Origin of the sequence: Paenibacillus sp. Soil724D2 (genome assembly GCF_001427935.1) — a bacterium.
Lineage (GTDB): Bacteria > Bacillota > Bacilli > Paenibacillales > NBRC-103111 > Paenibacillus_E.
On record NZ_LMRY01000013.1, the window covers coordinates 51459 to 78212 of the forward strand.

Below are 26754 nucleotides of genomic sequence, written 5' to 3' on the forward strand. Positions count from 1 at the left end.
AACCGCCTAATATGGCGGTTTTATTTATTAATGACTTATGAATCTCGCCTTACTTCGTGCTTCTCTTCTCTCCCGTCCATACGAATGTAGCTGCCGCGCCAGCCGGAAGCGTGTAGGAGAACGACTTGTTTCCCCGCTGCACCTTGAACTTCCTTCTCTCCGCAGCTGAATTAAACGCGATGAGCACCTCGGATCCGTCCGGATTTCGGAAGGCGACGTCCTCGATATTTCCGCTGCCCAGCGTGTTCGAATCAATCCTATATGCTCCAGCCCTTATAAACTTACTCGCATGCCCAAATGAATAATACTCCGGGTTATAGGAGATTGCCCCGGTCTTTTGATCGATTTTCACGAAGCCGCGGCAGTTGGGACAGCCCCCGTTCTTTGGTCCATTCAATTCATCAAGGGCCAAATTCCACTTCAGCACCGTCTTTGCGAAGTAGCGAGTCGAGCCGATGATGAGGTTCTGCATATCCCACTTCAGACTGCCCGCGAAATCAGGGGCCCAATTTCCTCCCGAGCTCTCCGTGAAGTAAATGTCTTTATTCGGAAACAAGTCGTGCACCTTCTGCTGGCTGGACACTTCGCCTGCATAACCGTGGAACGCAGAGCCTGCAATGTACTTGCTTGCTTCCGGGTCGGTCAGAATCTGAATCGGAAAGTACGGTTCATCCCAGTTGTGATCCCATATCACGATCTTCGTTCCAAGCTTTGCCTTCTCAAAGGCTGGACCCAGATGAGATTTGATAAAATTCGCTTGATCAGCCGGTTCCATTCTCATCCCCGGGTATCCGTCAGGCTCGAAGTGGGGCTCATTCTGCGGCGTGATAGCATCGATTGACAACCCTTCTGCAGCATAAGCCTGAACGAACTTCGTGAAATAATCAGCGTAGGCTTGATAAAAGTCCGGATTCAAGCTTCCTTTAATCAAGGAGTCTGACATCTTCATCCAGGCCGGCGCGCTCCAGGGAGAGCCCATGATTTTCAGATCCGGATTGAGGTCCTTGGCCTTGCGCAGGGTCGGGATGATGTAAGCTTTGTCATAATCGATCGAAAAGTTATGCAGATTCGGATCCGTTTGCCCTTCTGGCACATCATCGTACGTGTAGCTCTTTAAAGAGAAATCCGTGGCTCCCATCGGGAGCCGCAAATAGCTAACGCCGATGCCTTGCTTATGATCGAACAACTTATTCATCAGATCGCTTCTTTGCTCAGAATTCAGCTTGTTCGCAATCAACCAGGCGGACGAATCCGTCATAGCCGCACCGAAGCCATCAATCTGCTGATACTCCTTCTCCCAGTCGATGACAATGGTAGTATTATTCGGTGTGTTGTCCTTTACCCAAACTAGATCCGCCTCTTGATGAAGCAGCTTACTTTGATCGGCTGTGGTGATCCACATGTTCACTGGGCTTTGTGATGAATGAAGACCGTACTTATGGAAGCCGAGCATCGCAATCAGCACAATGATCATGCCCAACACAATCGGTATTGATTTACCCCTCATCGTTCCCACTTAAAAGTAACGGCTGCTTCCCCATCAATCGTGTACTCGAATGTCCTTTCATAGATTGCAACGGTGAACGTTTTCGGCTTCGTCGTTCGGTTTGAAACAATCAATACCTTGGAACCATCCACGTTGCGAAACGCTACCGTTTCCAAGTCGTCTTCGAACGTGTTGGATTCGATCCGATAAGCACCTGGACTCACAAACTTGCTGATATGTCCGAGGGTGTAGTAATCAAGATTATACGTAAGCTCTCCTGTCTGCTGATTGATCTTGACCACGCCGCGGCACGTGCTACGGGACAGGACGGTAGGTCCGTTGTTCTCATCCAGAGCTATGTTCCACCAAATAACTGACTTCGACCAGTTTCTAGTCGTACGGATCACATGCTTCATCTGGTCCATGAACGCGTCGTGGAACGGCGGAATCCACTGCCCTCCGGATGCCTCGGTAAACCAAACATCCTTATCCGGGAACTGTTCCTTAATCTGCGACATTGCCTCGTGGCGCCCTCCGTACACGTGCCATGCGGTTCCTGCGATATACTTGCTAGCTTCGCGGTCTTCGTAGATCTCACGAGGATGGCCGGGAGCGTCCCAGTTATGGTCGTAGCACATGATCTTGGTCGGCAACTTCCGCTTAGCTAGGCGTGGTCCTAAGTGCGATTTGATAAACGCGGCTTCTTCCGCCGGCTTCACAATCATGCCCGGGTATTCCTTCGGCTCGTAGCCCGGCTCGTTTTGCATGGTAACCGCATAGATTGGAATCCCCTCCGCTTGATAGGCATCTAGAAACTTGACGAAATAATCTGCATAAACCCCGTAGCAATCCGGCTTCAACGTGCCGCCGATCATCGCATCGGAAGTCTTCATCCAGCCCGGTGCGCTCCATGGCGAAGCCATCACCTTGAGCTCAGGGTTCAGCTGCAAAGCCTGATGGATAACAGGTATAATGTAGGTCCGATCGTGATCGATTGAAAACCTTGCAAGCTCATAGTCGCTTTCTCCAGGCTCGACATCGTTATAGCTATAGATCTTCCATGCGAAATCACTAGCTCCCATCGGCTGACGTATGAACGAAATCCCAATGCCCTCCTCCCGGTCAAATAGCTTCCGTATGAGATCACCCCTAAGCTCCTCAGTTAAAGCGTTATACACCAGCCAGGCCGAGGCATCGGTAAAAGAAGCTCCAAAACCGTCCATCTGCTGATAAGTGACCTCTTCGTCAATAATGATCAAGTAATCAGTTATATCCTTATTACTTTCGGAAAATGTAAGCGATTCCATTTGTGTTAATTTTTTCGACTCATCCATCGTCGATTGCCATACTTGCACGTTGCTCATAACGTCAGCTCCTCAACCCGATTCTAAAAAACAAGAGGCCAACGTCTAGCTGCAGGCGATCACACCGGCTGCAGCCCTTTCGGCCCCGTGTTCTTTACTTGTTGTTTATTCTTCTTTTACTTAATGCCTTTTTCATCGTAGTATGCCGTTGCTTGCTTTTTCACATAATCAAGAACTTTATCGATGCCAGCTGATTTCAATTTATCCTGGTAAGTCTTGATGGCCTGGTCCACATTCGGTACCAATCCCATCATGAGCGGCTTGCCGTATTGGTCGATGACTTGATTTACAGCAGCGTATTCTGTCTTCACTGCATCGTAGTCCATGGATATCGGCGAGAAAATGTCCGGCTTGCTCATCTTGGAGAATTCTTCGTTCAGCTTATCCAGACCGTCCCAACCGCCGACGCCTGCTTTCATCAGCGGCTTGTTTCTCCAACCCCAATCCGCGATACCGTAGCCTTGGACCTTCGCAGCATCTTGGCTTTTGGAAGGAGTAACAATATTTTTACCGTCGTTAACTAAATCATAATGGTATCCCTCAAGGCCATATGTGATCAGGTTATAATACTTCGCATCGGTTCTGATCTTCTCTAGTACCATGAGCGAACGTTCCGGGTTGGCTGCGCTCTTCGGAATCGCCATACCGTTGGCAATACCCATTGTCGGCATTGCGAAACCTTGCATACGTGTGTATGGGAAGTATCCGATCTCCATCTTCGGATCTTTCTTCTGTACGTCTGTGATGAATCCGGCTGCACCCGGAGGGTTGCGCCAGTAAACGGCACCTGTGCCCGTTTTGATCAGGTCGCCAGCTTCTTGCTTGGAGGAAAGTGTGTTCTTTGACCAGTAGCCTTTGTCCGCCCATTCCTTCATTTTCTTTACCCAAGCCTCATATTCAGGTGTGAATGGGTAAGCAACAATATCTCTTGGGCTGTTGTAGTTTTTAGCTACGACAACTCCACTTTCGCCACCGATCGTCTGGTACCCGTTAACTGCTGAGAATAAAGTGCTGATTTCGTTCCATGCACTTCCGTTGATGGGGATAACGTTCTGTTTATTTTTCTTGACGCCATCCAAATACGCCTCGATGGAAGCAAGGTCTTTGATTTCTGGAAGGTTCAACTCTTTTCTCCAGTCCTCACGGTACACGATACCGTTCGGCGTGTATTCCGGGTTCGTATTCGGAACCGCAAATATTTTGTCGCCGATGGTGACGTCACTCCAATCCTGCGCCGATACTTGCTTTTGAACCTGAGGCGCGTACTTTGGAAGCAAAGCGGTCAGATCCGTGAATGCACCCTGCTTAGCATACTTGAAGTATCCTGCCCAAGACGAGGCAAAGATCATATCGATTTTCTCACCAGCTGTCAGCAGCAAGTTGTACTTTGTTTGCCAATCGTTCCAAGTGGTGAAGTTCAATTTAACGGTTGCGTTCAGATCCTTCTTCAGCATTTTGTTAAATTCGTCCATAACCTTAGGTGTATCCTTATTGGCATCGCCTACCAAATACCATACGAGCTCAATCGATTTTGAAATGTCCGGTCCTGTCACTGCAGGCGCTGCGCTTTGGCTTCCTTCTGTCTTCGCAGGTGCAGTTGCTTCAGGCTTTGTTCCGGTACTGCTGCTGCAACCCGATAAAGCGGTAGCAGCCAGCATGACGCCTGCTAGAATAGTTCCGATCTTTCTTTTCATTTATGACTCCTCCTTAATAGTAGAAAACAATATCTATGTTAGCCGTGAAACCGGTTCTAACCCTTGACTGCACCTATCGTCAGTCCTTTGACGAAGTACTTTTGCACAAATGGATACAGAAGCACAATCGGCCCTGTAACGACAACGGCAACAGCCATCTTAAGTGTCTCGGCAGGAGCTTTGAAATTGACGGCAGCCAAATTCGCAGCAATGTCCGTACGCAGTACGGCGGCATTCGCTAAAATCTTGTACAAGAAGAACTGCAGCGGAAACTTGCTTTCCGTCGTGATGAAAATATTGGCGGTAAACCAATCGTTCCAATAGCCAAGAGCAAGGAACAGTCCGATCGTAGCTAGCCCTGGCGTTGATAAGGGAAGGATCAGGCGGCTATAGATCGTAAAATCGTTTGCGCCGTCGATTCGAGCTGATTCAACGATAGAGTCAGGAATCGATTTCATAAAGTTCTTCATAAGAATGATATTCCAGGCACTAATGAGTGCGGGAATCAGCATAGCCAAGTAGCTGTCTTTCCAATCCAGATATTTAACGATGAGAATGTACCATGGGATCAAGCCCCCACTGAACAGCGTCGTAAAGTACATGAAGAATGCGACCGTGTTACGGTATTTGAAGTCTTTACGGGCAAGCACGTATCCCGCCATGGACGTGAGGAACAAGCCTGCGCAAGTTCCAATGACGGTAAGGCAAATTGTTACCCAATACGCACGGAAAATTTGCTCGGGGTTGGTGAAGACCGCCTTGTACGCATCGATTGAAAGATCGTTCGGCCAAAGCTTAAACCCTTCCCCGATGATTTCATTTTCCGACGTAAACGAACCCGAAATAATTAACCAGAACGGCAGCAGGCAAAGTATGGTCAAGAACGCTACCGTTCCATAAGCGATGATCATAAAAGCCATCGTCGCCGAGTCTTTTTTGCGTCTCACGGTAGTCCCTCCTAAGAGTTTTGGTTAAGCAAATCTGGCTTCCTAAGCATTTGCTTAGAACAATGCGTAATCTTCGCGGACTTTTTTCACAATAAAGTTGACAGTCATCACTAGCAGGAAGCCGAAGAACGATTGGTACAAACCTGCAGCCGATCCCATTCCAATGTCAAAATTGACTGCCAATGCCCGATACACATACGTATCGATAATGTCCGTCGCATCATACAGCATGCCGTTGTTGCCGATGATCTGATAAAACAGGTCAAACTGCCCCTTGAGAATGCCGCCGAGGCTGAAAATGACGAGCAAAATAAAGGTTGGTGTCAAAAGCGGAATCGTAATGTGACGAATTTGTTGAAAAATATGTGCTCCGTCGATTTCCGCTGCTTCGTAGTACTCATCGCTAATGCTCATGATGGCGGCTAAGTAAATGACCGTTCCGTACCCGAGCCCTTTCCAGACATTGAAAAAGACAATGATGTACTTCCACGGTTCCGTATTCAAATAGAAGTCATACGGCTGTGCCCCTAGTTGTTTCAACAATGTGTTGATGACGCCTGTATCGGAGTTGAACAAGTTGAAAACGAAAGCGCCTACAAGAACCCACGAAATGAAAAACGGCAAAAACATAATGGATTGCGTTGCTTTCTTAAAATATTTGTTGGCAATCTGGCTTAAGAAGATCGCACAGACCAACTGCAGGAAGTTACCGATAAAAATAAAAGCCAAATTGTACACGACCGTATTTTTCGTCAAGTTCCATAGCGTACCTGATTGATACAAAAACTTAAAGTTCATCATACCGATGAATTCGCTTCCAAATATCCCGCCGTCGAAGCTGAACTTCGTGAAGGACAGATAAATTCCCACCATTGGAATATAGCTGAATACAATGAAAAAAAGGATCGCAGGAGCTACCATCAGAAACATGATTTTGTTCCTGGACACTTCCGCCCAGAAGCCTTTTAAAGCTGCCATCGCTTACTCACCTCCGAACTCTTGGATTGTGTTTGTTGTTTGCAAGGCCAATCTTAGGCCTTCTGCCAAGGCTGGAGCAACTATAAATATGCGATCATTATCATTTTTCACTTCATTACGAAGAGCTTTTCTCCGCATCAGATCACTTTTCCCGATGCGTTGAGCAATCAACTGATCTCTCGGACCCCTTCGTCCTGCAATCGACCGTTTTTACGGAAGTCAGCTGGGGTTACACCATTGATTTTTTTAAACGCTTTGTAGAAATACGGACTGTTTGAGAAGCCTGACTTTTCCGCAATATCCCCTATGGGAAGCTCTGTTGTATGCAATAATGTTCTCGCTTTGTCCATTCTTACTTCAATGATGTAATTCAGAATTGTGTTAAGCGTATGTTTCTTGAATAACCGGCCGATATAGGTTGCAGACAAACCCATTTCTTCGGCTAAGGAGTCCAGAGAGAGCTCTTGAAGCATGTATTTCTTCTGCACAATGGCAATGATTTTACCCACCACTTCGTCGTTTCTTGAATTCTTCTTATCTTCCAGGCTTGCGGATACGCGCTCGAATACATCGAAGAACGGGCGGAACATGTCCTCGACTAGCTCCGCATCGTTTAGACCGGAAAGCAGCGCATTGATACTCAAATCCCAGGAGATATCATTATTCTTTTGAATCGTGGAAACTGCGTTATTCACAGCAAAAGCCAAGTGCGACACAGCCAAATGATACGACATATAGGAATAACCAGCCGTTTCTTCGACGATCTCGCGGAATATGCGCGACGCTTCGGCAATTCGACCCAGCATCAGCTCTTCGATCAGCAACTTTTCCTTGGAGATCGGGTACACATAGGATTTGGCCTTCAGTGACTCGATCTGCTCCGCGTAAATCAGACACTCATGTCCAAAGAAAAGCCGATGGAATAAGGCTTCCGTCGCCTGAGTGTATAAGCGGCTGATGCTTCTAGCATCATCGCCTGTCGTACTCACCGCAATGGATACAGATACTTTTATGTAATCAGCCACGAAGGATTGAATTTGACGCCATAAACTCTCTGGCAGGACAGAATGACTATCCAAAGCGGGTTCCTCTATATTAAGCAGAATCGCAATACGGTCATCTCCCATATCTACGGCAAAAGAAGGACAGTAGGCATTCAATAACTCTTGAGAGATGTTCATAACCCCAATCTTGAGCAGGCTCCTGTCGCCGACGCTGTATCTCTCCACTAGCTCCCGATAACCGTCAATCTTCAGCACTGACACGGCAAAATGCTTCTTGGCGTTCAAACGAATTTCATACAATCTGAACTTCTCATCCAGACAATGAGGATTACTGCTGCCCGATCCTAGAAGCAGATTGCGAACCAGATCTTGCCGCAGCGCCATGAAATGATTTCTTCGTTCCGTCTCAAGCGTTGTCAGCTTCACTAACTTGCGGTTTACATTCAAGGACAATTTTCGTGAAATCAGGTAGGAAGTCAGAAGTCCAAGAAGTAGAATAGCGACTGCTATTGCGATCGTATATAGCCTCATATGATTAATACCGCTCGTAATGGCGCTGTAAGGTGCAATTCTAATATAGCGCCAGCCCAGAACATCGGGAGCCGTATAAGTCACTAAGGATTTAACCCCATCCACATCGGAGACGAAATATCCTTCAGATTCACCGCTTCCGAGTATTACTTGGATGTACGGTTTGTTGGTAAGGTCCGTCAGCATAGCATTCTTCCAGCTGTTCGTGACGAGGAAACCGCGATTGTCGATGATGAACGTGTTTTTGTCCGAAGTGGCGATCATACCGTCGATATTTTTGTGCATTTGCGTTTCGGATATATTAACGATAATGACGTTCTTTTCATCTTTATGAGAAAGAGTGTCGTACAACAGGAAAGTATAACAATCCCTTTCCTTCTCTTGGTTGTTCAACATAAGGCTCTCAAACGGAATTTTACGCGGGATTGGCATCAGCGTCTTGTAATCCGAAATATGTTTAACCATTTCTACGGCTGTCGAATCATAAAACTCATTCGATTTCCAAACCGAATTGGCACTGATCTCGGCGCTTGTATAAAACGTATCCGTTTGGTAGTTATAAATGTAGATAGAATCGATAAAAAGGGATGTAGCTCGATAAGAGTTCAGTTGAGCCATCGCTATACTTGTATCGAGAGGATCACCCGACGAGAAGTAAAGCAACTTGGAAACATTCATGTCGTTATATATTTGTTTAGCAAACGTGTTGGCGTTAACCGCCATGATGGAAGCTTCTTGACTTGTTTGTGCTAGATTATTCAATGTGGATTTGTACGTCTGTTTAAGGGAAATATCTTCGAAATAAACATGTAGAATTCCCGACAGCATGACAATCGTTAAAGCGATGGTCAACGTAAAGGACCGAAAAATGGAAGCGGAGAATTTTACGTTGGAATTGGACGTTTTTATTTTCAACATCGTCACCTCGTTCATTGAAATCGATTTCATTTAATTATAAACTAGCATGAAACCGTATTCAATTTGTTTTTACGTTTGTATTTTCATCTCAACATCTGTTTTCAAACCACAGTCATGTTTTATATGATAGATTACATGCATTCTTATTGAAATCGATTTCAAACTAACTTATACTTGGTGTACAGATCACACAATTTGTTTAATATGGATAGAAGGTTGATACTTATGGATATGAAATTCAAACTTGTCGACGTCGCCACCAGAGCAGGAGTTGCTCCCGCTACGGTTTCACGCGTTCTCAATGACAGCAGTAAAGTTACGCCTAAAACAAGAGCAAGAGTCATGAAAATCATTAATGAGCTCGGTTACCAACCCAATGCCGCTGCAAAAAATCTTCGTTCGCAAAAAACAATGACAATAGGAGTCATCGTTCCTGATATCAGTAACTCCTATTTTTCCGAAATCATTAAGGGTATTGAGAACATCGCTTATTCCAAGAAGTATAAAGTGGTGATTTGTGATACCGAAAATAATGAAGAAAAAGAATTAGAATTCTTGAATTTGTTAACCACGCGTACCATCGACGGAGTCATTATGGTTGCACCCATGCTTTCAAACGAAGTTATCTTGCAAATTGCAGATAATGGGTATGCCATTGGCATTGTAGGAAAGCAGATTGATCATGACCGAATCCCCTGCATTGTAACCGATAATGTGAAATTTTCGATGAAGGTTATAGCCCATCTAGTGGAACTTGGCCATCAAGAAATTGCATTTATTAACGGTTCTGCCCATGCTGTCGACAGTTATGATCGTTTAGAAGGTTATTTGAAAGCATTAAGAGAGCATCACATTCCGTTTCGTCCTGAATTAATTGAAAACGGCAACTTTAATGAAAATGGCGGTTATGAAGCTATTCAGCGACTTTTTGCTAAGAAGATCCCCTTTACTGCTGTCTATTCAGCAAATGACGAAATGGCGCTTGGCGTATATCGGGCATGCTCGGAACTTGGTATTCAAATCCCGATGCAGCTAGCGGTTGTCGGTGTAGATAATAATCGAATCAGTAAATATATCACCCCTCCGTTAAGTACTGTGAATCAGCCGAAATACACCATGGGTGCTCTTCTCGTCGAGAAATTAATCGACATGATGAATGAGAACGAATTTGCGGAGAAACGTGTTTTTAAAGTGGATTCTGAACTGCTGATCCGCGGCTCCTCCGACTATGATAAAAATGGGCAGGAATGATCCCCTGCCCACTTTTTTTGCCTATTATTAAGGTGCGGGGGTTATAACAAATGATTCCCAGGCTCCTCCAACTGAGCTTCTATTGGCCACCAGTGTGCCAGATTCTACATTCAGATCGGCACATACAAATAAATTATTCGCCATGGCTTGGAACGCTAATGTTCCATCTGGATTCATTACCTTCTTAAACTTCTCCCAACCTGCAATGCCTTGTGATCTCGCAATCAATCTGCCGCCTTGGTTGAGATCCGCTGTTACGTATTTATTATTCGCCATGGATAGGAACGATACCGTGCCGTCAGCATTATTCACCAGAATGAATTTCTCCCAACCACCCACCGTTGTGCGGTTCGGTATAAGCGGATTGGCGCCAGCGTTTTCAGCTGTTACGTATTTGCTGTTTGCTACTGCCTTTATACTGGACGTCCCAGCAAGATTCGAATAAGATTTGAAGATATTCTGTAAGGCTGTGTTTGCTTGGAAATTACTCGTCGAAAATTTGGTTAGTTTAGAGGATATTGTGGATGCACTGTCATTATTGATATCCGGGAATGCATTGCTATTGTTTTGATAAAGGCCCCAGTTCCCGCCACCTGTTACTTTGTAGGTCCAATTGGTCCACGATACATTAAGCGCGTCTAGCCCTGATAAATATTTTTCCCATAAGTCATTAAAATCCCAGAGTGTGAATTCACCAGCAAACACCGGAATATTCCAATTCTGTTGATGCCAAATGATATCGGTAAACCATTGATTCACACTTGCAGATTGACTATTGTAATCCGTGTTGCTCCAATTGTAGTTATGCACTTCATAGACAACATTCGTCCAACCATAGGTTGATGGCGATACGATGTTGTTCCAGTAGCCAAAGGCTTCCACATAAATCATGTGATCAGGATCAATCGCACGCACTGCCTTGTAGAGCCTGTCATACATTTGACTAATGGAAAGGTTGCTATTATTACTTACCGGTTCGTTCAAAAGATCGTAACCGGCGATGGTCGGATTGCCTTTATAGTGGGTTGCCAGACGCTCCCAAATCTGCACGGTCCAAGCCTGGTAGGTTGTATTGGTCCAAAGTTCATTTACACCCTCTCGCCCACCGCTCTGCCAACCATCATCATTACCTGGAACACCATGCAGATCGAGCAGCACATATATGCCTCGCTGCTGTGCTTGCGTTACCAGCCAATCAAGCTTACGGAACGAAACGGCATCTGATTTCATTGAACCATCCCGATTCATCAAGTTTTCCCAATAAATCGGCACGCGAACGAAGTTCAAGCCCATATTTTTAATGTTATCCAAGTCGCTTGCTTGAATCCACGTATCTTGGTACCCAGCGATTATGTTGTCCGTAGTCGCCACTCCGAATCGATTGGTCAACGTTTGACGCACAGTCCATTCATCTACGCCACCTAGAGGCGACATCCAATTCTCCTCCAGGAGCCAACCGCCGAGATTCGTTCCATGGAGATTAACAACGCTGCCTGACCCATTATTGTTTTTAATGACTGTACCGCTCGTTTTTAGGAAATCACTGGCGCCGATTGCAGCACTGGCAGCGGACGGGATGGCCGTAACAAGCAAGCCGATTGCAAAACAAATAACCAACAGCAGCGATAATACTTTCGTAAATTTCATAGTAATCCTCCTTTGAGTTCAATTCTTGGAAATTGCGCATAGATTCCGCTTGCAAACATCAATGTCGCTTCCTCCTTATCTTTCACTCGATGCTGTGAACATCACCTCCTTCATGAATTCACAAATGACAGCGCTTTCTTTCTAATGAAAAAAAAGAAATGATTCAATCACCTTCTGTGAAATTCTTGGTAGTTCGTTATTCCCTGTTTTCATTTTCCTTCATTCTCTAAAATGAAATCGATTTTATTTTGAAATATACATTGGTTATTCTTTTCTTTAAAAGAAAACTGGTTATTTTTGTTAACCCTATATTTGGATATTATACGAGAAAATGAAATCGATTTCAACGAAATATTTCAACACGATTTTCTTAATCTTTCGAGGATAAAAAAAGCATCCGGCCTTCAACAATGGCCGGATGCTTTTGCAGCTATAAAACGTTATTGTTCTTTACTTCGTTGACCAAAGCTCGATCAAAGCGTTAGCGTCAGCCGCGAGGATAGTCTTTACTGTTTCGGAGACATTATCCGCCATCGAAATGTTGTTCAAATGCTTCAGGAAATCCTGCATATGTTTGGCCGCTTTGTCATTGTCGCCTTTGCCCAATTGATGCAGCGCCAGATCCAGGCTGTTGCGCAATTGGTTAACCAACGGTCCCTTCAATTCACCAGCTTTGGCATAGCGGTCAATCAAGTTGGACATTCCTTCTGGGGTAGCTATAATGGTAAACCGAACAGATGCATCCGTCTTATTGTCGGCCTGATCGGCTATGACGATATTCAGGGTATGGAGGCCAGGCTTGCCGGCCAAATCAATAGAAGCGCCGCTATCCAAACGCTTCCCGTCCAGGCTGAGCTCCTGGCTCGCTATGCCGGACAGTACATCGTTTGCGTTCAAAAGAAGCGCAATCGGACGGTCGTCGGAGAATACAGCGCCTTCCGCAAGCGGTTCCCCGTTTGCCGTCAGTACAAATACTGGCTTCGTTTTGTCAATCTGGACACTTAGCTCCTTCGTTTCCTCGATGTTGCCCGCAGCGTCAACTGAGTGGAACTGCAGCCGATACACGCCGTCGTTCTTGAGAGCGATTGACCCGGCATAGGTTTGCCATTCAGCGTTATCCCCCAGCTTGTATTCCGTTTTCGCTAAAGCGGAGAGATCGTCATGTGCCGTCAGTACGACGGACCCATCCGTGTTCAACCAGCCGTTCCTCAGCGCCGGTTCGATCTGCGCTTCCGTCTTAGGAGCAGTCACATCTTGCGGATCTACTACTAAGGCCGGTGCCGATATCATAAACTTGCGGGAATTCGGGTCTGTTCCCTTTGATCGTATAGCGACTTTGGATACATCGGTTATGCCGCTTGGTAAAGTATAGCTTGTTGCGCCTGCGGGTAAGTCAATAAGTACCGCTGCGCCATTATAAACTGTGTAACCTTCGCTTAAATCATCAGTATCCCACTTCACCATTTTAGCTGACCCGTTTGCTTCAATTGTAAGATTCTGTGGAGGTGTTGGCGCATTAAACACTTGAACCTGTGTAAGACGTGGAGGACCTGTTAGATCCGTTCCGGAATTACTGCCGGATGCGTTCTCTACCGTTACCTTGATATATCTGGAATGATAGGTCTTACCAAGGTTAATTGGATAGGAACCATCTTCCGAATCAGTACCTCCATTATTGCTGCCTGTTGTATACGTATAACCTTGGGCAGACTGCCTATCTACTTGTTTAAACGTCATTGCATCAAATTCAGAAGCCGATGTATGGTTTCCAATATCATCAGATACATAAACGGTTGCACCTTTTAATCTGGTGGATTTTGCAAATAGTCTTAATTGGCTAAAATCCATTGCCTGGCCAAGGTCAATGACGAAACTGCCTTTTCTCTCTCCGTCGGTACCCAGCCATGAGTAATTCCCGATTTGATTCAGACTGGTGACGTTGGTAACATTCCATTTTGTAGGGTCTTCCAATACACCGTTTGTCAGTTTGTTTGCATTTCCGTATTCGTTAGTCATAGCAGATTGTATCTGAATCGGGTTAGCCCCTTCTGCCCTGCCTACGTTATACGCTTTTTTATTAAGGGCAAGGTTTACAGAAGACAAACCTGTTGCCACCTTGCTTATGGTGATATCGGCAAGTTGAAGCGAAGCGTCATAGGCAGAGTTGGTTCCGTTAGCGGAGCTGCGGTAAATGCCCCATTTGGGACGCAAATATTGATCAAATGCAGCTGGATACTCCGTCTCGAAACCGCCGACTCTTTCTGGTCTTCTCCATATATCTTTCGTACCGTCGCTTGCACCTTTGTTTGTAAACACTTGATAAACATCCGGGCTATCATATGTGTATACCTTACCAGTGACCCCATCCGTTATCTTAATTGTGAACCAGCCGCTATCCGAAATAAGAGCGTTAAGCTCAACCTTAATCCAGTGGCCATCGATTTCTTTCAACGGAATTCGCATCATGGTCTTATCGCCGTCATATCGGTTATGATTCACGACCAGATCCCTGCTGTTCGTTCCCGAAATCGACATCGCGAGGATATAGGCGCCGTTTTCACCACCGTTGTTTCCACCCGGTAAAGTATCAGGTGCTTGGCGATTCACGGCCTTCAATTGGAAGATATGTCGGAAGTTTGACTGATTCCACTGGTTGCCGTCCGGAATATTCCAGAGCCATTCATAGGAAACCAAGTCGCCGTCATAGGCTACAAAATCGCCGTTTGAATCTTCACTGGGGCGAATTTCAATTCGCTGCCTGTCCGTAATCGCCGCACCATCAACCACATAGCCTAAATTCCGGTCAAAAACACCTTTGTGGCCATACTCGCCGTCGCGAACCTTATCCAAGAATTCATTATTCAAACCTCTGCCGTTGGCAAGGACCTTGAATACATTTTTTTGCAAGGTACTGTCCCAAATGCTCTGAATATGGTCGTCGGCTGCAGTCGCCTTAGACTGATCTCCATAAAATTCGTGGTAACCGTCTCTTATTCTTTTGGTCACGCCTTCTACCGGTTCGTCTGTCCCCATGGCGCCGCCTAAAATGTTATAAGGAGATGTGCCATCAATTGCATTCATTTTGATCGTTTTGTCATTCGAGCCATACCCACGGGCTGTTACGTCCAATGCAAATATGGATGGGTTGCCGCTGTTAAAATGAAAGGTAAATTCATTCGTGCCGAGTGGCAGTTTGGCCAAGTATGGAAGTGTGAAAGTAACCGTGCTGCCAGCTAACAAGTAATCGATATTCGAACGAAGCGTAATCTCGCCTTTGGTAATACTCGTTAGTGTCTGTCCACTAGCAAGGCTTATATTGGTAGATTTAGGTGCAACCTGATCCCATGTGCTGTAGGTATCCTTAGCCGGTACCAGCGCAGTTGGGTTAGATACCGAATCTTTGCCGTATATAGCCAAGCCGGATATACCCATCATCGAACTGGTATCATTCGCTCGTTTATCACTGGGACCAACAAGCACCGTGTTGATCATCACATACCGGGCTGTAAACGGATACAAGAATGTCTTGGTATCATAGCCCCATTGTTGCCCGTTGTAAGTAACATAAGACCATAAGCCTTCCGTTTCCGTCCCGCCGGCCAGCGTCCAGCCGTTTGCCTTCCAATTATAATTGTTCGCGGTGTCGGAGGCCGTGGGAGCACTTGCCCAAGAATTGGGGTCATTTGTGTAATAAACCTCAAATCGTGTCGCATTGCTTTGGATATTTGCAATTGTGTTGGGAATTTCAAGATAAAGCTTATCAATCGTTTTGGGAGCGCCTAAGTCGAGGGTTAATGCTAGAAGAGATGGCGAATAGTTACTCCTATAGACATTTGAGCTTGAATTCCGCCAGTAACCGCTGCCTCCCGATCGCAAAGCGTCTACTCCCGGATGATCAGCAGCTTCTGAACTTACTTTGAGATTCACGCCAGCTTGTGGTGTAAAACGAGATGGAGCCAAGAGATTGACTGAACCAGTTGCTGAGGGGTTATAAACAGCATCCGTTACTGAAGAGTTGAGTTGGTTGCTATCTGGCGTATTGGCATGAACCGTTGCTGCTGGAAGAACGGACAAGTTAATAAACGAAAATGCAAGTGCAAATGAAAGAACTGAGCTTACTATCTTCTTTTGAACTTGTTGCTTAAACATCTTAAAGCCTCCTTATTTTCGTAAAATTAACTGACGAGCTTCGGCTCGCCGAGAGCTCGCTGAAAGCGCGATTTCCGCGCCTATTAAAAAACGATTCTGCATACAACAGATAAAATCAGAATTAACTTCTTCTCATTATGAACCCCTTCTTTCCTCATTTTTGCGAGAATGTTATACGCTTTCAATTACCATCATAATGAATCGCCGAGATTTCTGTATTAGTTAATTTATGATACACATGGAATTTTTTACGATTTTACATAACCACAAGCGATCATCGCGCTTATGCCGTCTTCTCCCCCGTTTCCTTGTAGTCCTCTTTTCACGAGAAAGGCATTGACCTCATCGGGTACAAAACCTTCGATGGGACAAGAGTCATTTCCGATCATTGCCGCGGCGTTCATCATGTTCTATATGGATCCGTTATTTCCAGAGTGACAATTTATATATTTTTCGTCTATTAAGTGTTAAATGTTTTTATTCATTTCAATGTTATGTATAATAAGAAGGAGAGTTTGCAGAAGGGAAAAGAATGAATATGCCCATTGAGAACCAGCAAGATAAATCACGTAATAAGTTGCTAAAAAAATTAATTACTTCCGTCACGAAAGACGGCTTTCAGAACTTGAAGATGGACGACATTGCCAAATACATGGATGTAAGCAGAGCCACTATGTATAAGCACTTTTCTTCAAAAGAAGAAGTCATCGAAGGCGTTGTGCGAATTTTTGTAGATTATATAGAGAAGCAAGAAGAACGGAATTCGGATGATGACGAGGAATCGTTCGGGGTCTGGTTTCAACAGTTGTTTGAGCAATCGGTATCTCTTGTAGGAAAGATTACAGATGTATTTTTAAAGGATCTTCAAGCAGCTTATCCGGATTTATACGATGATCTGAAAAGTACTTTGAACAGACGCGAACAGATGACCCTTAAATTCTATCAGGATGGAAAAAACAAAGGTATTTTCAATAACGTCAATGAAAAGTTTATTTTGCTTCAGGACGATATTTTGCTTCGAGAAATTATAAATATTAAGTATTTGCTTTATAACCAAATGTCCATTCAACAAGTTCTTTATGATTATTATCATTTCAAAAAAGTTCAATTATTCAAAGCGGACAAGATGTCAATTGTCGACGACTCAAGAATTCAACCCGTTATTGATCATATTGTTGAAAAATTTAATCGGACATTGTAATTGGAAAAGGGATCAGTTTTTGTCTTGAACTTTTGACAAATAACTTGATCCCTTTTAAGTTGTTGGCTTATTTCTACATTTTCCAATTAAGCACGCATTCTCTTAAAATAGCAACAGCCATTTGAGAAATAGCCCCTCCTATATCAACAGAAACTTTAGTTATAACGGTTGTTTCGTTTGAAATGTAAGGATGTTGTCTGTTAACATTTTCCATGGGTATAAACGGAAGGAGGTAATTGGAACTGAATATCATATTGCAATAAAAATACAGTCAACATAACGGAGGAAATAACAATGCTAAAAATCGCAATCATAATTGGCAGCACGCGTCCTGGACGCAGAGGTGAAGCAGTCGCTCGATGGGTTCACGAAATCGCACAAAAACGCAGTGACGCTGAATACGAAATCGTGGATATTGCTGACTTCAATTTACCGTTATATGACGAACCAAAGCCGCCTATGTTGGCTCAATATACGAAGCCGCATACGGTGGCTTGGTCGAAAGCAATCCATTCGTATGATGGCTTTGTTTTCGTAACGCCCGAGTATAATCATGCCGTCTCTGGAGCGCTCAAAAACGCCATTGATTTTCTTTTCAATGAATGGAAAGATAAGGCGGCAGGCATCGTCAGCTATGGCGGTGGCACAGGCGGAGCTCGTGCGGCAGAAAACCTGAGACTCATCTTAGGTGAGCTGCATGTGGCTGACGTACGTGCTCAGGTCACCCTTTCGCTCTTTACGGATTTTGAAAACTACAGCGTTGTGAAGCCCGCACCTCATCAGGAAGCAGCCGCCAACATGCTATTCGATCAAGTCGTCGCCTGGAGCGGTGCTTTAAAGACGTTGCGTTAACACTCCAACTAACCGAATACAAGTAAGCAAGCTGGATAGGGTTCGCCCAATCCAGCTTATTTGTTGTTAAATCTCTATTCCGAGTTACGATTACGCTCACACTCTTCGATCTCAGCCTAATTTAAATAAGATACTGGCTGTTCCCAGCGTCCCTTCTCCACTGCCTTTTATTACTTTGAAGTAACTATATGACCTCAAAGTGCGTACTTTTCATTCAACACTCCAAAGTGCACAATGATGTTGAAACCACCACGGAGTAGGAGAGGATATTTTATGAATACAAAAGAAGCCACACCACGCAAAATCGCTCTTGTTGTCGGAGCTAACGGTGTTATTGGTAGAAATCTTATCGACTATTTGGAGCAGCTTCACGACTGGGATATCATTGGTGTATCACGGCGGGGCGGGATGTCCAACAACCGAGTCCGATATATAGCCGTCGATCTACTTAATGAAAATGATATCCGTGAGAAACTTGGAAGTCTAACGGAAGTTACCCATATCTTCTATGCGGCTTATCAAGACCGTCCTACCTGGGCCGAATTGGTCCCCCCAAACTTAGCCATGCTTGTTAACATCGTTAATGCGATCGAGCCAATCTCTCCATACCTCCAGCATATCAGTCTCATGCAGGGTTACAAAGTATATGGCGCGCACCTCGGTCCCTTCAAGACTCCAGCTCGTGAAACAGATGCCTATCACATGCCGCCTGAGTTTAATGTTGACCAACAGCAATTCCTTGAAAATCGGCAAAAAGGTAGCAGCTGGACCTGGTCGGCGCTTCGCCCTTCCGTCGTTTGCGGATATGCATTAGGCAATCCAATGAACCTAGCGATGGTTATCGCAATCTATGCTTCCATGTCGAAGGAGCTCGGGTTGCCGCTCCGTTTTCCCGGTAAGCAGGGAGCCTACAACAGCCTGCTGGAGATGACCGACGCGGGATTGTTGGCCAAGGCCACCGTCTGGGCAGCGACAGATGAACGTTGCGCGAATCAGGCGTTCAACATCACGAACGGAGATCTCTTCCGGTGGAACGAACTTTGGCCTAAGATTGCTGCGTATTTCGGCCTAGAGACAGCACCTCCGCTGCAGATGTCCTTGGATGTAGTCATGGCCGACAAGGAGCCGCTATGGAACGCCATGGTGAAGAAGCACGGGTTGGTGGATAACAGCTACAGTGACGTATCCTCCTGGCGGTTCGGTGACTTTGTGTTTTCTTGGGATTACGACTTTTTTGCTGACGGTACGAAAGCGCGTCGTTTCGGCTTTCACCAGTTTATTGATACAGAAGCAATGTTCCTTGAAATCTTCGCGGATTTACGTCAACGCAAGGTTATTCCATAACTTCACATAAGAAACCGGCCTCTGAAATTCAGAGACCGGTTTCTGTCTTATCACTGATCATGATTCATTCAAGCGTACTGCATTTTCCAAGATCTTGACCTTATCACCATACACACGCTCAACATGCCTATCTCCCCATCTGCACATGATATGAAGAAGTTCCTTCAAACTCAAGCCATACTCTGTGATCTCATACTCGACTTTTGGCGGTACCTGGTTATATGAGATCCGGGTAACAACCCCGTCCTCCTCCAATTCTCGCAGCTGCTGGGTTAGTACTTTTTGTGTAACCGTTGGCATTAAGCTCATCAGCTCACCGTTGCGTTTCGTACCGAATGTGAGATGGAATAAAATGACTGGCTTCCACTTGCCTCCGATCACTTCGAGCGTTACTTCCACTGCCGTATTATATGTTTTCCCCGGTTCCAGCATAGGATTTGCCTCGCCTCCCTGCCTTTTACGATAACGTCTTAAACTCGCGGGCGCAAGCCCTACCTATATTAATATTCGCTTTAAAGCCTTCGTTGCTCCTCTCACTCTTACTAAATTTGAGAAACCATAAATAAATGAGTTAATATAGATAATGAAGGAGGTGAAACATTATGACCGATATGGCAACCAACATAGAAATAGGAATAAGTACATTCTTGGAGACTACACCAGACCCTGTGACAGGAGAAGTCATCAGTCATGCCGAGCGTTTACGCAATGCGGTTGAAGAAATCGTACTAGCCGATCAGGTCGGGCTGGATGTCTATGGCATTGGAGAGCACCATCGTGCCGATTACGCAGGCACCTCGCCTGCTGTTGTGCTGGCAGCTGCAGCTGCCATGACCAAGCGAATCAGGCTCACAAGCGCCGTAACGGTGCTGTCCTCTGACGACCCGGTTCGCGTGTATCAAGCTTTTTCCACACTTGACGGCATCTCTAACGGCCGAGCCGAAATTATGGCGGGCCGGGGTTCGTTCATTGAATCCTTTCCGCTTTTCGGATATAGTCTGGATCATTATGATGAATTGTTCGACGAAAAGCTGGAACTGCTGCTTGCGATCCGATCTTCCGAAAAGGTAACTTGGCGCGGCGGTCATCGTCCCGCCATCCATAACCTCGGTGTTTATCCTCGGTCCGTTCAGACCCCACTGCCGGTGTGGATCGCAAGCGGCGGGAGTGCACAATCCGCTGTTCGTGCAGGAATGCTGGGTCTCCCCATCGTATTCGCCATTATCGGCGGAATGCCCGAGAGTTTTGCTCCCTTAGTCGCACTTTACAAAGAGGCTGCCATGAAAGCTGGGCACGACCCTGACAAGCTGTCAATTGCGACTCACTCGCATGGATTTGTCGGAGAAACTACCGAGCAAGCTGCCGATTTATTTTTCCCTTCAACGCAGGCCCAAATGAACGTTATCGGGCGTGAACGGGGTTGGGGGCAGAATTACAACCGCGCAACTTTTGATGCCGCACGCAGTATGCGGGGCGCTCTTTACGTCGGTGATCCCGAATACGTCGCAGAAAAGATCATTCTATTGCGTAAAAATTTGGGAATAACTCGTTTCTTCCTTCATGTAAATGTTGGAACGATGCCGCACCATGAGGTCATGCGGGCTATCGAATTGCTCGGCACCAAGGTAGCGCCAATTGTACGACAGGAGCTTGCCCGAACCGAGTCAAAGGAATAAGTGAGCTCTGGTGAGCCCCTCCCTCCTATTCCAACCGAGATTATGAGCCTATGTTTGAATCTTTGGACATAAAATATATACAGCTCCTACTTTGTGTGATCATATTCGATTTGTCCGAAGATGTTCTGTTGCTGAGGGAAGGATTCGTAATATTTTCTAGACCTTAGGGAGGTTATGGTTATGATCGTATCCGAAGAAATTTATCAGTCCTACGGCATGGATAAGGATTCCTTTATTTCGTTCATGAGAGAAAGAAGTCAGAATACCGCTATCAGTGCGCTAGGCATTGAAATTGTAGAGCTAACTCCTGATCGTGTAGTGATGACGATGCCAGTTGGACCAGCTACACACCAACCAGCAGGGATTTTACATGGAGGGGCTTCTGTCCTATTGGCTGAGACCGCAGCTTCTATCGCTTCTGAAATTAATATCAATAAAGAGAAACATTCTGCTGTAGGACTTGAAATTAACGCCAATCACCTCAAGAGTAAGAAAGATGGTATCGTAACTGCTGTTGCTAGCCCTTTGCACAAAGGCAGGAAAACAATGGTTTGGGAAATTAAAATTTCCGATGAAAATAATCAACTCATATGCATTTCTCGCTGTACGGTCGCGATCATTGACAAAAAATGATTTGCTTAATAATACTGAAGAGGCTGTCTCACTTTGTGGACAGCCACTTTTGCTGCAATGATGTATTTTATCGTTAGATTCAAGTTGAGGTAGCATTACGATTGCTGCACCGTTGTTTTACATCGTTACGAGAGAGATTGGGAGTAAAACGGCCCAAAAAAGATTGCTGGAACGATGTTTTTCATTGTTGCAAGGGAGCTCAATCATCGTTTTGATGCTGTAACGATACTTTTCATCATTGCGTCACAGGTCGGCAAACTCTGCGTGCACTGTTTATCTCACAGGCATCTTCAGCGGCTTTTTGGACCGCTATTTTCACATCAACATACGCACACTATATGCCATGCTCAGGACGTCCCTCTAACCAATCTTCAAGAGTTGCAACTCGCTCCGGATGTTTGTAGCTTCTAGCCAAGAAGCCTGCTCCATGCGCTATCATAGGATCCTGGTCTGTCGGCTGGTAACGCAAATCCACGCTCCACCTTACTTCATCAGATTGATTCGGTGTTGACATATGGAGACAACGATCATTGAATAGAATTGCGCTGCCAGCGGAAACGGGCAATACAACAGTCTTTGTGTTCCCTAATTGACTTTCCCTCAATGCCGTATATCCGGTTCCAGTATCAGATTCTTGGTGCCATTTCAAGAGTGGTTTTCGGTGTGTCTTCGGTTTAATATGCAAACAGCCATTCACTTCATTAGCGTCAACTAAAGGGATCCACACCGTAATGACAGGATTAGAATTAGCGTCCGGCCAGTATGATTTATCTTGATGCCATGGCACTGCTCCAGCGGCAACCCTCGGAATCTTCGGCCTAACATTATAAACGGGATTCGAGAAAAGCTCACCACCTATCAAAGATTCAACGGCATTAAGAATTTTAACGTTGCTCATTAAATGAAAATAACCAGGGATCCGGTCACGCCAACTTCGTCCGTATTTCAAAAATTCCTCAGCGGTTAAATGTTCAAAAAGTTCAGCAAGCCGATATTTAAACGGACGGTCAACCAATTTATCTTCAATAAGTCCGTCACGAAACAATTCGTCGGCAATCATCGAAACCTTATACGTCATCGCTTCTTGCGCAGGCGCTAATTCCTCATCTGATAATAAACGATCAAGTACGATGTAACCTTCCACATTATAAAATTCAATTTGTTGTTTCGTTAAATATCCGCTTTTATTTTCTTTCACCATCTTTATCACCTTCCATTATTAAGTCTCAACGGATGAAGAACCTTCAACCCTACTATAGGTTTGAAGGTTCTTCACTAATTCGTACGATCAGGCGCAATTCCTATTTTTTATACACTTTGTCATAGGCATCCTGATAGATTTTGATGAATTGATCCATGCCGGAATCTTTAAGGCCCTTCAAGTAAGCATCCCAGTCTTTGTCAATGCTTTTAGCCCCCATGATAAACTGAAGCATGGACTGTTTGACGTAATCTGTAATGATTGGCTTTAACTGCTTCACTTGATTAGCTTGATCGCTAGTCAAGAAAATATCTGTCGGGAATTCTTCTTTCGGTTGATGTCCTTCGTATAATTCCTTGGTGGCCTTGTACAAGCGAGTTTCCAAGCCATCCATTGTATAGATTTCCTGACTGGCTGCATAAGCAGTTTCGCGATATTCAGCCGAACGAAGGTTCGGTCCCATTTGATTCCAATGATCGTTCTGCACCTGTCCTACCCCGTAAGACGTTTCCTTCACCTTGAACTTTGCTGCGGTTCCACGCGTATTTTTATCATTCGCATCCGCCTTCACCCAGTTGCGGCCTTCTTCCCCAGAGTTGGACATTGTTGTCCCCTCTTCTGAGTACAGATAATCGGCTATACGAATGGCCGCTTCCGGATTTTTATTTTTATTCGTTATTGCAAACACCGAGTTCCCGATACCGATGTAGTGTGCTGTGAATGAGGCTCCGTCAGGTCCTGTAAGCGGCGCGATCGGATCATAGTCTTTGTGTCGTGTTGCCTTTGGAGAAGCATCCGTGAATTCGCCAAACCAGCCTGCTGGAATAGCACCGGCAATCGCCGCATCAGGACTATTCCCTTTTTGGGTAAGCGCATCCGATTTTTGTGTAAATGCTTCCTTATCAATCAAGCCTTCCGCATACAGTTTGTTCAAAAATTGCAAACCTTTTTTGAAGCCTGGTTGGTCAACCGATGTTGCCAGTTTGCCGCCGTTCATCATGAAATAGTTGTTATCCGCATTGTAATAGACGAACGCGTTCATCACGAACGTCTCAACATCCGTGTGCCAACCAGTCGGAGAACCCGTGAACGCAATTTCATCAGCCTTACCGTTTCCATTCGGATCTTTTTCTTTAAAAGCTTTCAACATGTTATAGAAATCGTCAGTCGTCTTCGGTGCGCTAAGACCGAGCTTTTGCAACCATTTTGTGTTCACCCACATTTTGGCTGAAAACTGGCAGTGATAGCATTCATTTACGGAAGGGATCGCATAAATATTGCCATCTGGTGCTGTGATCGCCTTCTCCAAATACGAAATGTCTTTAAACGCTTTCTTAATGTTCGGTGCGTATTGATCGATTAACTTGTTTAACGGGATCAATACGCCTTGTTGACCGTACAGCAGCTGCTCTTCTTTTGTTAGATTCCCTTGCATGAAAATATCGGGATAGTCGCCACTAGCGAGCAACAGCTGCTTTTTCTCATTCAACGCCGCTGATTCTCCCGGTACAAGCTGCCAGTTCAAATGAACATTCGTCTTATCTTCCAAATACTTGGTAAACCAATTTGTATTCAAATCTGCAATATTAGCCGATTGCGGCGCGAAAGCACTCATCGTAATTTTATTTTTGGCGATAGGAAAGCCTGTTGTATTAACGTTTGCTCCCCCGCTTGCGCTTCCGCCCCCATTAGGGCTAGCGCTACCCTTTGGTTCATCGCTATTCGACGTACAACCGATTACAAGCGAAGTAATGAATAAAATCAGGACCACCGATAACCATGTTTTTCTGGTTCCTCTACTTACCATTCAAAACCCTCCTTGTTTTTCATAGCCAATCCATCCTCGGGGGCAAACCTGATCTGTTCGTGCCTCGCATCCCTCCTTTCAGTATGTAACTAGATTTAACCTTTCAGAGAACCAATCAATAACCCCTTCACGAAATGTCTTTGCACAAAAGGGTACAGAATAAGTACGGGAGCGCTTGCGACGACGATCAGCGAATATTTAAGCAGCTCCTTCAAGCCTTGCCTTTCCGCAAGTTCTCTAACATCTTTAATCATCGTAGGATCGATCGAATTCAGAATTAGAATGTTCCTTAGAATGAGCTGAAGCGGATACAGATTAGCCGATTTCAAGAAAATTAATGCTTCAAAATAGGAATTCCAATACCCGATAGCGTACATGAGGACTAGAACGGCAATGATGGGTTTGGAAAGCGGAATCACAATTCGAAATAAAAACTTGAAGTCGCTGCATCCATCCAAATGTGCGGCCTCTGTGAGTTCCGAAGGAATCGACGTCTGGAAAAACGTTCTCGCCAGAATGACTTGCCAAACCGAAATCGCGCCTGGAATAATCATCGCCCATCTCGTATCGAGTAAGCCCATCCCTTTCACAGTCAAATAATAAGGAATTAATCCCCCGCTGAACAGCATCGTAAAAACGAATAGTGCCGTAATGACGTTGCGTCCATAAAAGTTTTTGCGAGAAAGCGGATAAGCAGCCGTTATCGTCAATGAAACGCTAAGCAATGTCCCGAAGAAGAGATAGAACAAAGAGTTGCCGTACCCTGTCAAGATTTGCGGATTTTGAAATACGGCTTGGTAGCCTCGAAGTGTAGGTTCAACCGGGAACAGCCAAACCTTACCTGAGATGACGGCTGACGATGAGCTGAATGATGAACTAACAATGTAGATGAGCGGATAAGCTACGATAATCAAACATATGATCAAAAACAAATAGACAAAGAACAAATAAATTCTGTCCACACTGTTTTCAAGAATGCGGGTAGGTGCCTTTCGCACGTCTAACGTCAAAGTCTGCTCGGGATTTACCATAATTTCTACCTCCTACCACAAACTCGTCTCAGAATTTTTTCTAGCCACATAATTGACTACTATAAGCAGCAGCAAATTAACGATTGAATTAAATAGTCCTACCGCTGCAGAGAAACTGAAATTCGCTCCGACCAAGCCCATTTTGTAAACATAGGTGGAAATAACCTCGGATGCCCCAACATTAATCGCATTTTGCATCAGGTACACCTTCTCGAATCCAACATTCATGATTTGCCCTGCATTCAGAATAAGCAGAATGACGGCTGTCGGCATTAAGCTTGGCAAGTCGATATGAATCATCCTTTGGAAACGGGAGGCACCATCCACCTTGGCTGCTTCATACAAATGCGGATCCACTCCTGCTAGTGCCGCAATATAAATGACCGAGGCATATCCCGTAAATTGCCAAACGTCAGAAAGTACATACACGGTTTTGAAGTACTCCGGCTTTGACATGATATTCTCCGCTGGAAATCCGAATTTATCAGCCAAGAGATGGACGAAACCAAGCTGCGGGGAAAGAAACAGCATAATGATCGAAACCATGATGACGGTTGAAATGAAGTACGGCGCGAACGTGACCAGCTGTACGGCCCGCTTAAAAATTCCATTTCTCAATTCGTTTAAGGCAAGAGCGAGTATAATTGGCGCCGGAAACCCGATTAGAAGCGAGTAAAGGCTAAGCAGTGACGTGTTCTTGATAACCCTCCAAAAAATAGGCAAATGGAAAAAGTCTACAAAGTGCTTAAAACCAATCCAATCGCTTCCCCATATCCCTTTGGTAACCATATAATTTTTAAAAGCAATTTGTACGCCAGCCATAGGTACGTATTTAAAAATAATCAAATATACGAGTGACGGCAAGATAATCAGATAGAGTTGCCAGTTTTTCTTTACCATTCTAAGTGCTATACTCATGATACTCCCCCTCACTGCATTTACGTTAAAGTTAAAGTTAAAATTAAGCGCTTACAGGATCTATGATAAAGGAGCTTGAATTAAATTTATAGGGATCATTCTTAAGCAGTAGTGTCCGTTCA

21 protein-coding genes are annotated in these 26754 nt (G+C 45.0%); 6 read left to right on the forward strand and 15 right to left on the reverse strand.

Annotated elements, in window-relative coordinates; genetic code table 11:
• Positions 1 to 49: 49 nt before the first annotated feature.
• The 7 genes from ASG85_RS15070 to ASG85_RS15095 all read right to left on the reverse strand — a co-directional run bounded on the left by ASG85_RS15070 (position 50) and on the right by ASG85_RS15095 (position 8922).
• The gene (locus tag ASG85_RS15070; RefSeq protein WP_156396598.1) at positions 50 to 1507 is read right to left on the reverse strand and encodes a glycoside hydrolase family 30 protein; all 1458 of its coding nucleotides are present in this window, start codon (positions 1505 to 1507) and stop codon (positions 50 to 52) included.
• Positions 1504 to 2850 (reverse strand): glycoside hydrolase family 30 protein, encoded by a 1347-nt coding sequence (locus tag ASG85_RS15075; RefSeq protein ID WP_057301362.1) that lies wholly within the window; start codon positions 2848 to 2850, stop codon positions 1504 to 1506. Before ASG85_RS15075 ends, ASG85_RS15070 begins: the two co-directional genes overlap by 4 nt.
• A 116-nt stretch (positions 2851 to 2966) precedes the next feature.
• Positions 2967 to 4544: an extracellular solute-binding protein gene (locus ASG85_RS15080; RefSeq protein ID WP_060646707.1), complete on the reverse strand. Its 1578-nt coding sequence runs from the start codon at positions 4542 to 4544 to the stop codon at positions 2967 to 2969.
• Between the two features lie 56 nt (positions 4545 to 4600).
• Positions 4601 to 5491 (reverse strand): carbohydrate ABC transporter permease, encoded by an 891-nt coding sequence (locus ASG85_RS15085; protein WP_060646708.1) that lies wholly within the window; start codon positions 5489 to 5491, stop codon positions 4601 to 4603.
• A gap of 54 nt (positions 5492 to 5545) precedes the next feature.
• A complete protein-coding gene (locus ASG85_RS15090) occupies positions 5546 to 6469 on the reverse strand; it encodes an ABC transporter permease (RefSeq protein ID WP_060646709.1) in 924 nt (307 codons plus the stop codon).
• Between the two features lie 3 nt (positions 6470 to 6472).
• The gene (locus tag ASG85_RS37880; RefSeq protein ID WP_156389842.1) at positions 6473 to 6640 is read right to left on the reverse strand and encodes a hypothetical protein; all 168 of its coding nucleotides are present in this window, start codon (positions 6638 to 6640) and stop codon (positions 6473 to 6475) included.
• Positions 6637 to 8922: a helix-turn-helix domain-containing protein gene (locus tag ASG85_RS15095; protein WP_057301366.1), complete on the reverse strand. Its 2286-nt coding sequence runs from the start codon at positions 8920 to 8922 to the stop codon at positions 6637 to 6639. The genes ASG85_RS37880 and ASG85_RS15095 overlap by 4 nt, the downstream gene beginning before the upstream one ends.
• A 231-nt stretch (positions 8923 to 9153) precedes the next feature.
• Here ASG85_RS15095 and ASG85_RS15100 point away from each other — a divergent pair, with 231 nt between their 5' ends.
• Complete coding sequence (locus ASG85_RS15100) at positions 9154 to 10173, forward strand: LacI family DNA-binding transcriptional regulator (protein ID WP_060646737.1); 1020 nt, start codon at positions 9154 to 9156, stop codon at positions 10171 to 10173.
• Between the two features lie 27 nt (positions 10174 to 10200).
• Here the strand turns inward: ASG85_RS15100 and ASG85_RS15105 are convergent, their stop codons facing one another.
• The 3 genes from ASG85_RS15105 to ASG85_RS37885 all read right to left on the reverse strand — a co-directional run bounded on the left by ASG85_RS15105 (position 10201) and on the right by ASG85_RS37885 (position 16376).
• The gene (locus ASG85_RS15105; protein WP_060646710.1) at positions 10201 to 11820 is read right to left on the reverse strand and encodes a cellulase family glycosylhydrolase; all 1620 of its coding nucleotides are present in this window, start codon (positions 11818 to 11820) and stop codon (positions 10201 to 10203) included.
• Between the two features lie 450 nt (positions 11821 to 12270).
• Complete coding sequence (locus ASG85_RS15110; RefSeq protein WP_060646711.1) at positions 12271 to 15969, reverse strand: FIMAH domain-containing protein; 3699 nt, start codon at positions 15967 to 15969, stop codon at positions 12271 to 12273.
• 248 nt (positions 15970 to 16217) lie between these two features.
• A complete protein-coding gene (locus ASG85_RS37885; RefSeq protein WP_156396593.1) occupies positions 16218 to 16376 on the reverse strand; it encodes a hypothetical protein in 159 nt (52 codons plus the stop codon).
• Between the two features lie 125 nt (positions 16377 to 16501).
• Between ASG85_RS37885 and ASG85_RS15115 the strand changes: the two genes are divergently transcribed.
• The 3 genes from ASG85_RS15115 to ASG85_RS15125 all read left to right on the forward strand — a co-directional run bounded on the left by ASG85_RS15115 (position 16502) and on the right by ASG85_RS15125 (position 19366).
• Positions 16502 to 17170, forward strand: a complete 669-nt coding sequence (locus ASG85_RS15115; protein ID WP_063860298.1) for a TetR/AcrR family transcriptional regulator — start codon at positions 16502 to 16504, stop codon at positions 17168 to 17170.
• A gap of 294 nt (positions 17171 to 17464) precedes the next feature.
• The gene (locus ASG85_RS15120; protein WP_057301369.1) at positions 17465 to 18022 is read left to right on the forward strand and encodes an NADPH-dependent FMN reductase; all 558 of its coding nucleotides are present in this window, start codon (positions 17465 to 17467) and stop codon (positions 18020 to 18022) included.
• 273 nt (positions 18023 to 18295) lie between these two features.
• Positions 18296 to 19366 (forward strand): SDR family oxidoreductase, encoded by a 1071-nt coding sequence (locus ASG85_RS15125; RefSeq protein WP_060646712.1) that lies wholly within the window; start codon positions 18296 to 18298, stop codon positions 19364 to 19366.
• Positions 19367 to 19423: 57 nt separating this feature from the next.
• Here the strand turns inward: ASG85_RS15125 and ASG85_RS15130 are convergent, their stop codons facing one another.
• On the reverse strand, positions 19424 to 19798 hold the full coding sequence (locus tag ASG85_RS15130; RefSeq protein ID WP_060646713.1) for a winged helix-turn-helix transcriptional regulator: 375 nt from the start codon (positions 19796 to 19798) through the stop codon (positions 19424 to 19426).
• 170 nt (positions 19799 to 19968) lie between these two features.
• Here ASG85_RS15130 and ASG85_RS15135 point away from each other — a divergent pair, with 170 nt between their 5' ends.
• Both ASG85_RS15135 and ASG85_RS15140 read left to right on the forward strand, forming a co-directional pair.
• Positions 19969 to 21042 (forward strand): LLM class flavin-dependent oxidoreductase, encoded by a 1074-nt coding sequence (locus tag ASG85_RS15135; protein ID WP_200957326.1) that lies wholly within the window; start codon positions 19969 to 19971, stop codon positions 21040 to 21042.
• Between the two features lie 243 nt (positions 21043 to 21285).
• Positions 21286 to 21675, forward strand: a complete 390-nt coding sequence (locus ASG85_RS15140) for a PaaI family thioesterase (protein WP_060646738.1) — start codon at positions 21286 to 21288, stop codon at positions 21673 to 21675.
• 334 nt (positions 21676 to 22009) lie between these two features.
• On the opposite strand, the gene ASG85_RS15145 is transcribed toward ASG85_RS15140, so the two are convergent.
• The 4 genes from ASG85_RS15145 to ASG85_RS15160 form a co-directional block, all read right to left on the reverse strand.
• Entirely contained in the window at positions 22010 to 22876 is an 867-nt protein-coding gene (locus ASG85_RS15145) for a phytanoyl-CoA dioxygenase family protein (RefSeq protein ID WP_060646714.1), read from the reverse strand.
• A gap of 100 nt (positions 22877 to 22976) precedes the next feature.
• The gene (locus ASG85_RS15150) at positions 22977 to 24683 is read right to left on the reverse strand and encodes an ABC transporter substrate-binding protein (protein WP_060646715.1); all 1707 of its coding nucleotides are present in this window, start codon (positions 24681 to 24683) and stop codon (positions 22977 to 22979) included.
• A 95-nt stretch (positions 24684 to 24778) separates the two neighbouring features.
• A complete protein-coding gene (locus tag ASG85_RS15155) occupies positions 24779 to 25714 on the reverse strand; it encodes a carbohydrate ABC transporter permease (RefSeq protein WP_057301374.1) in 936 nt (311 codons plus the stop codon).
• Positions 25715 to 25726: 12 nt separating this feature from the next.
• Positions 25727 to 26632, reverse strand: coding sequence for an ABC transporter permease (locus tag ASG85_RS15160; RefSeq protein WP_047673254.1), 906 nt, complete (start codon positions 26630 to 26632; stop codon positions 25727 to 25729).
• Positions 26633 to 26754: the final 122 nt, after the last annotated feature.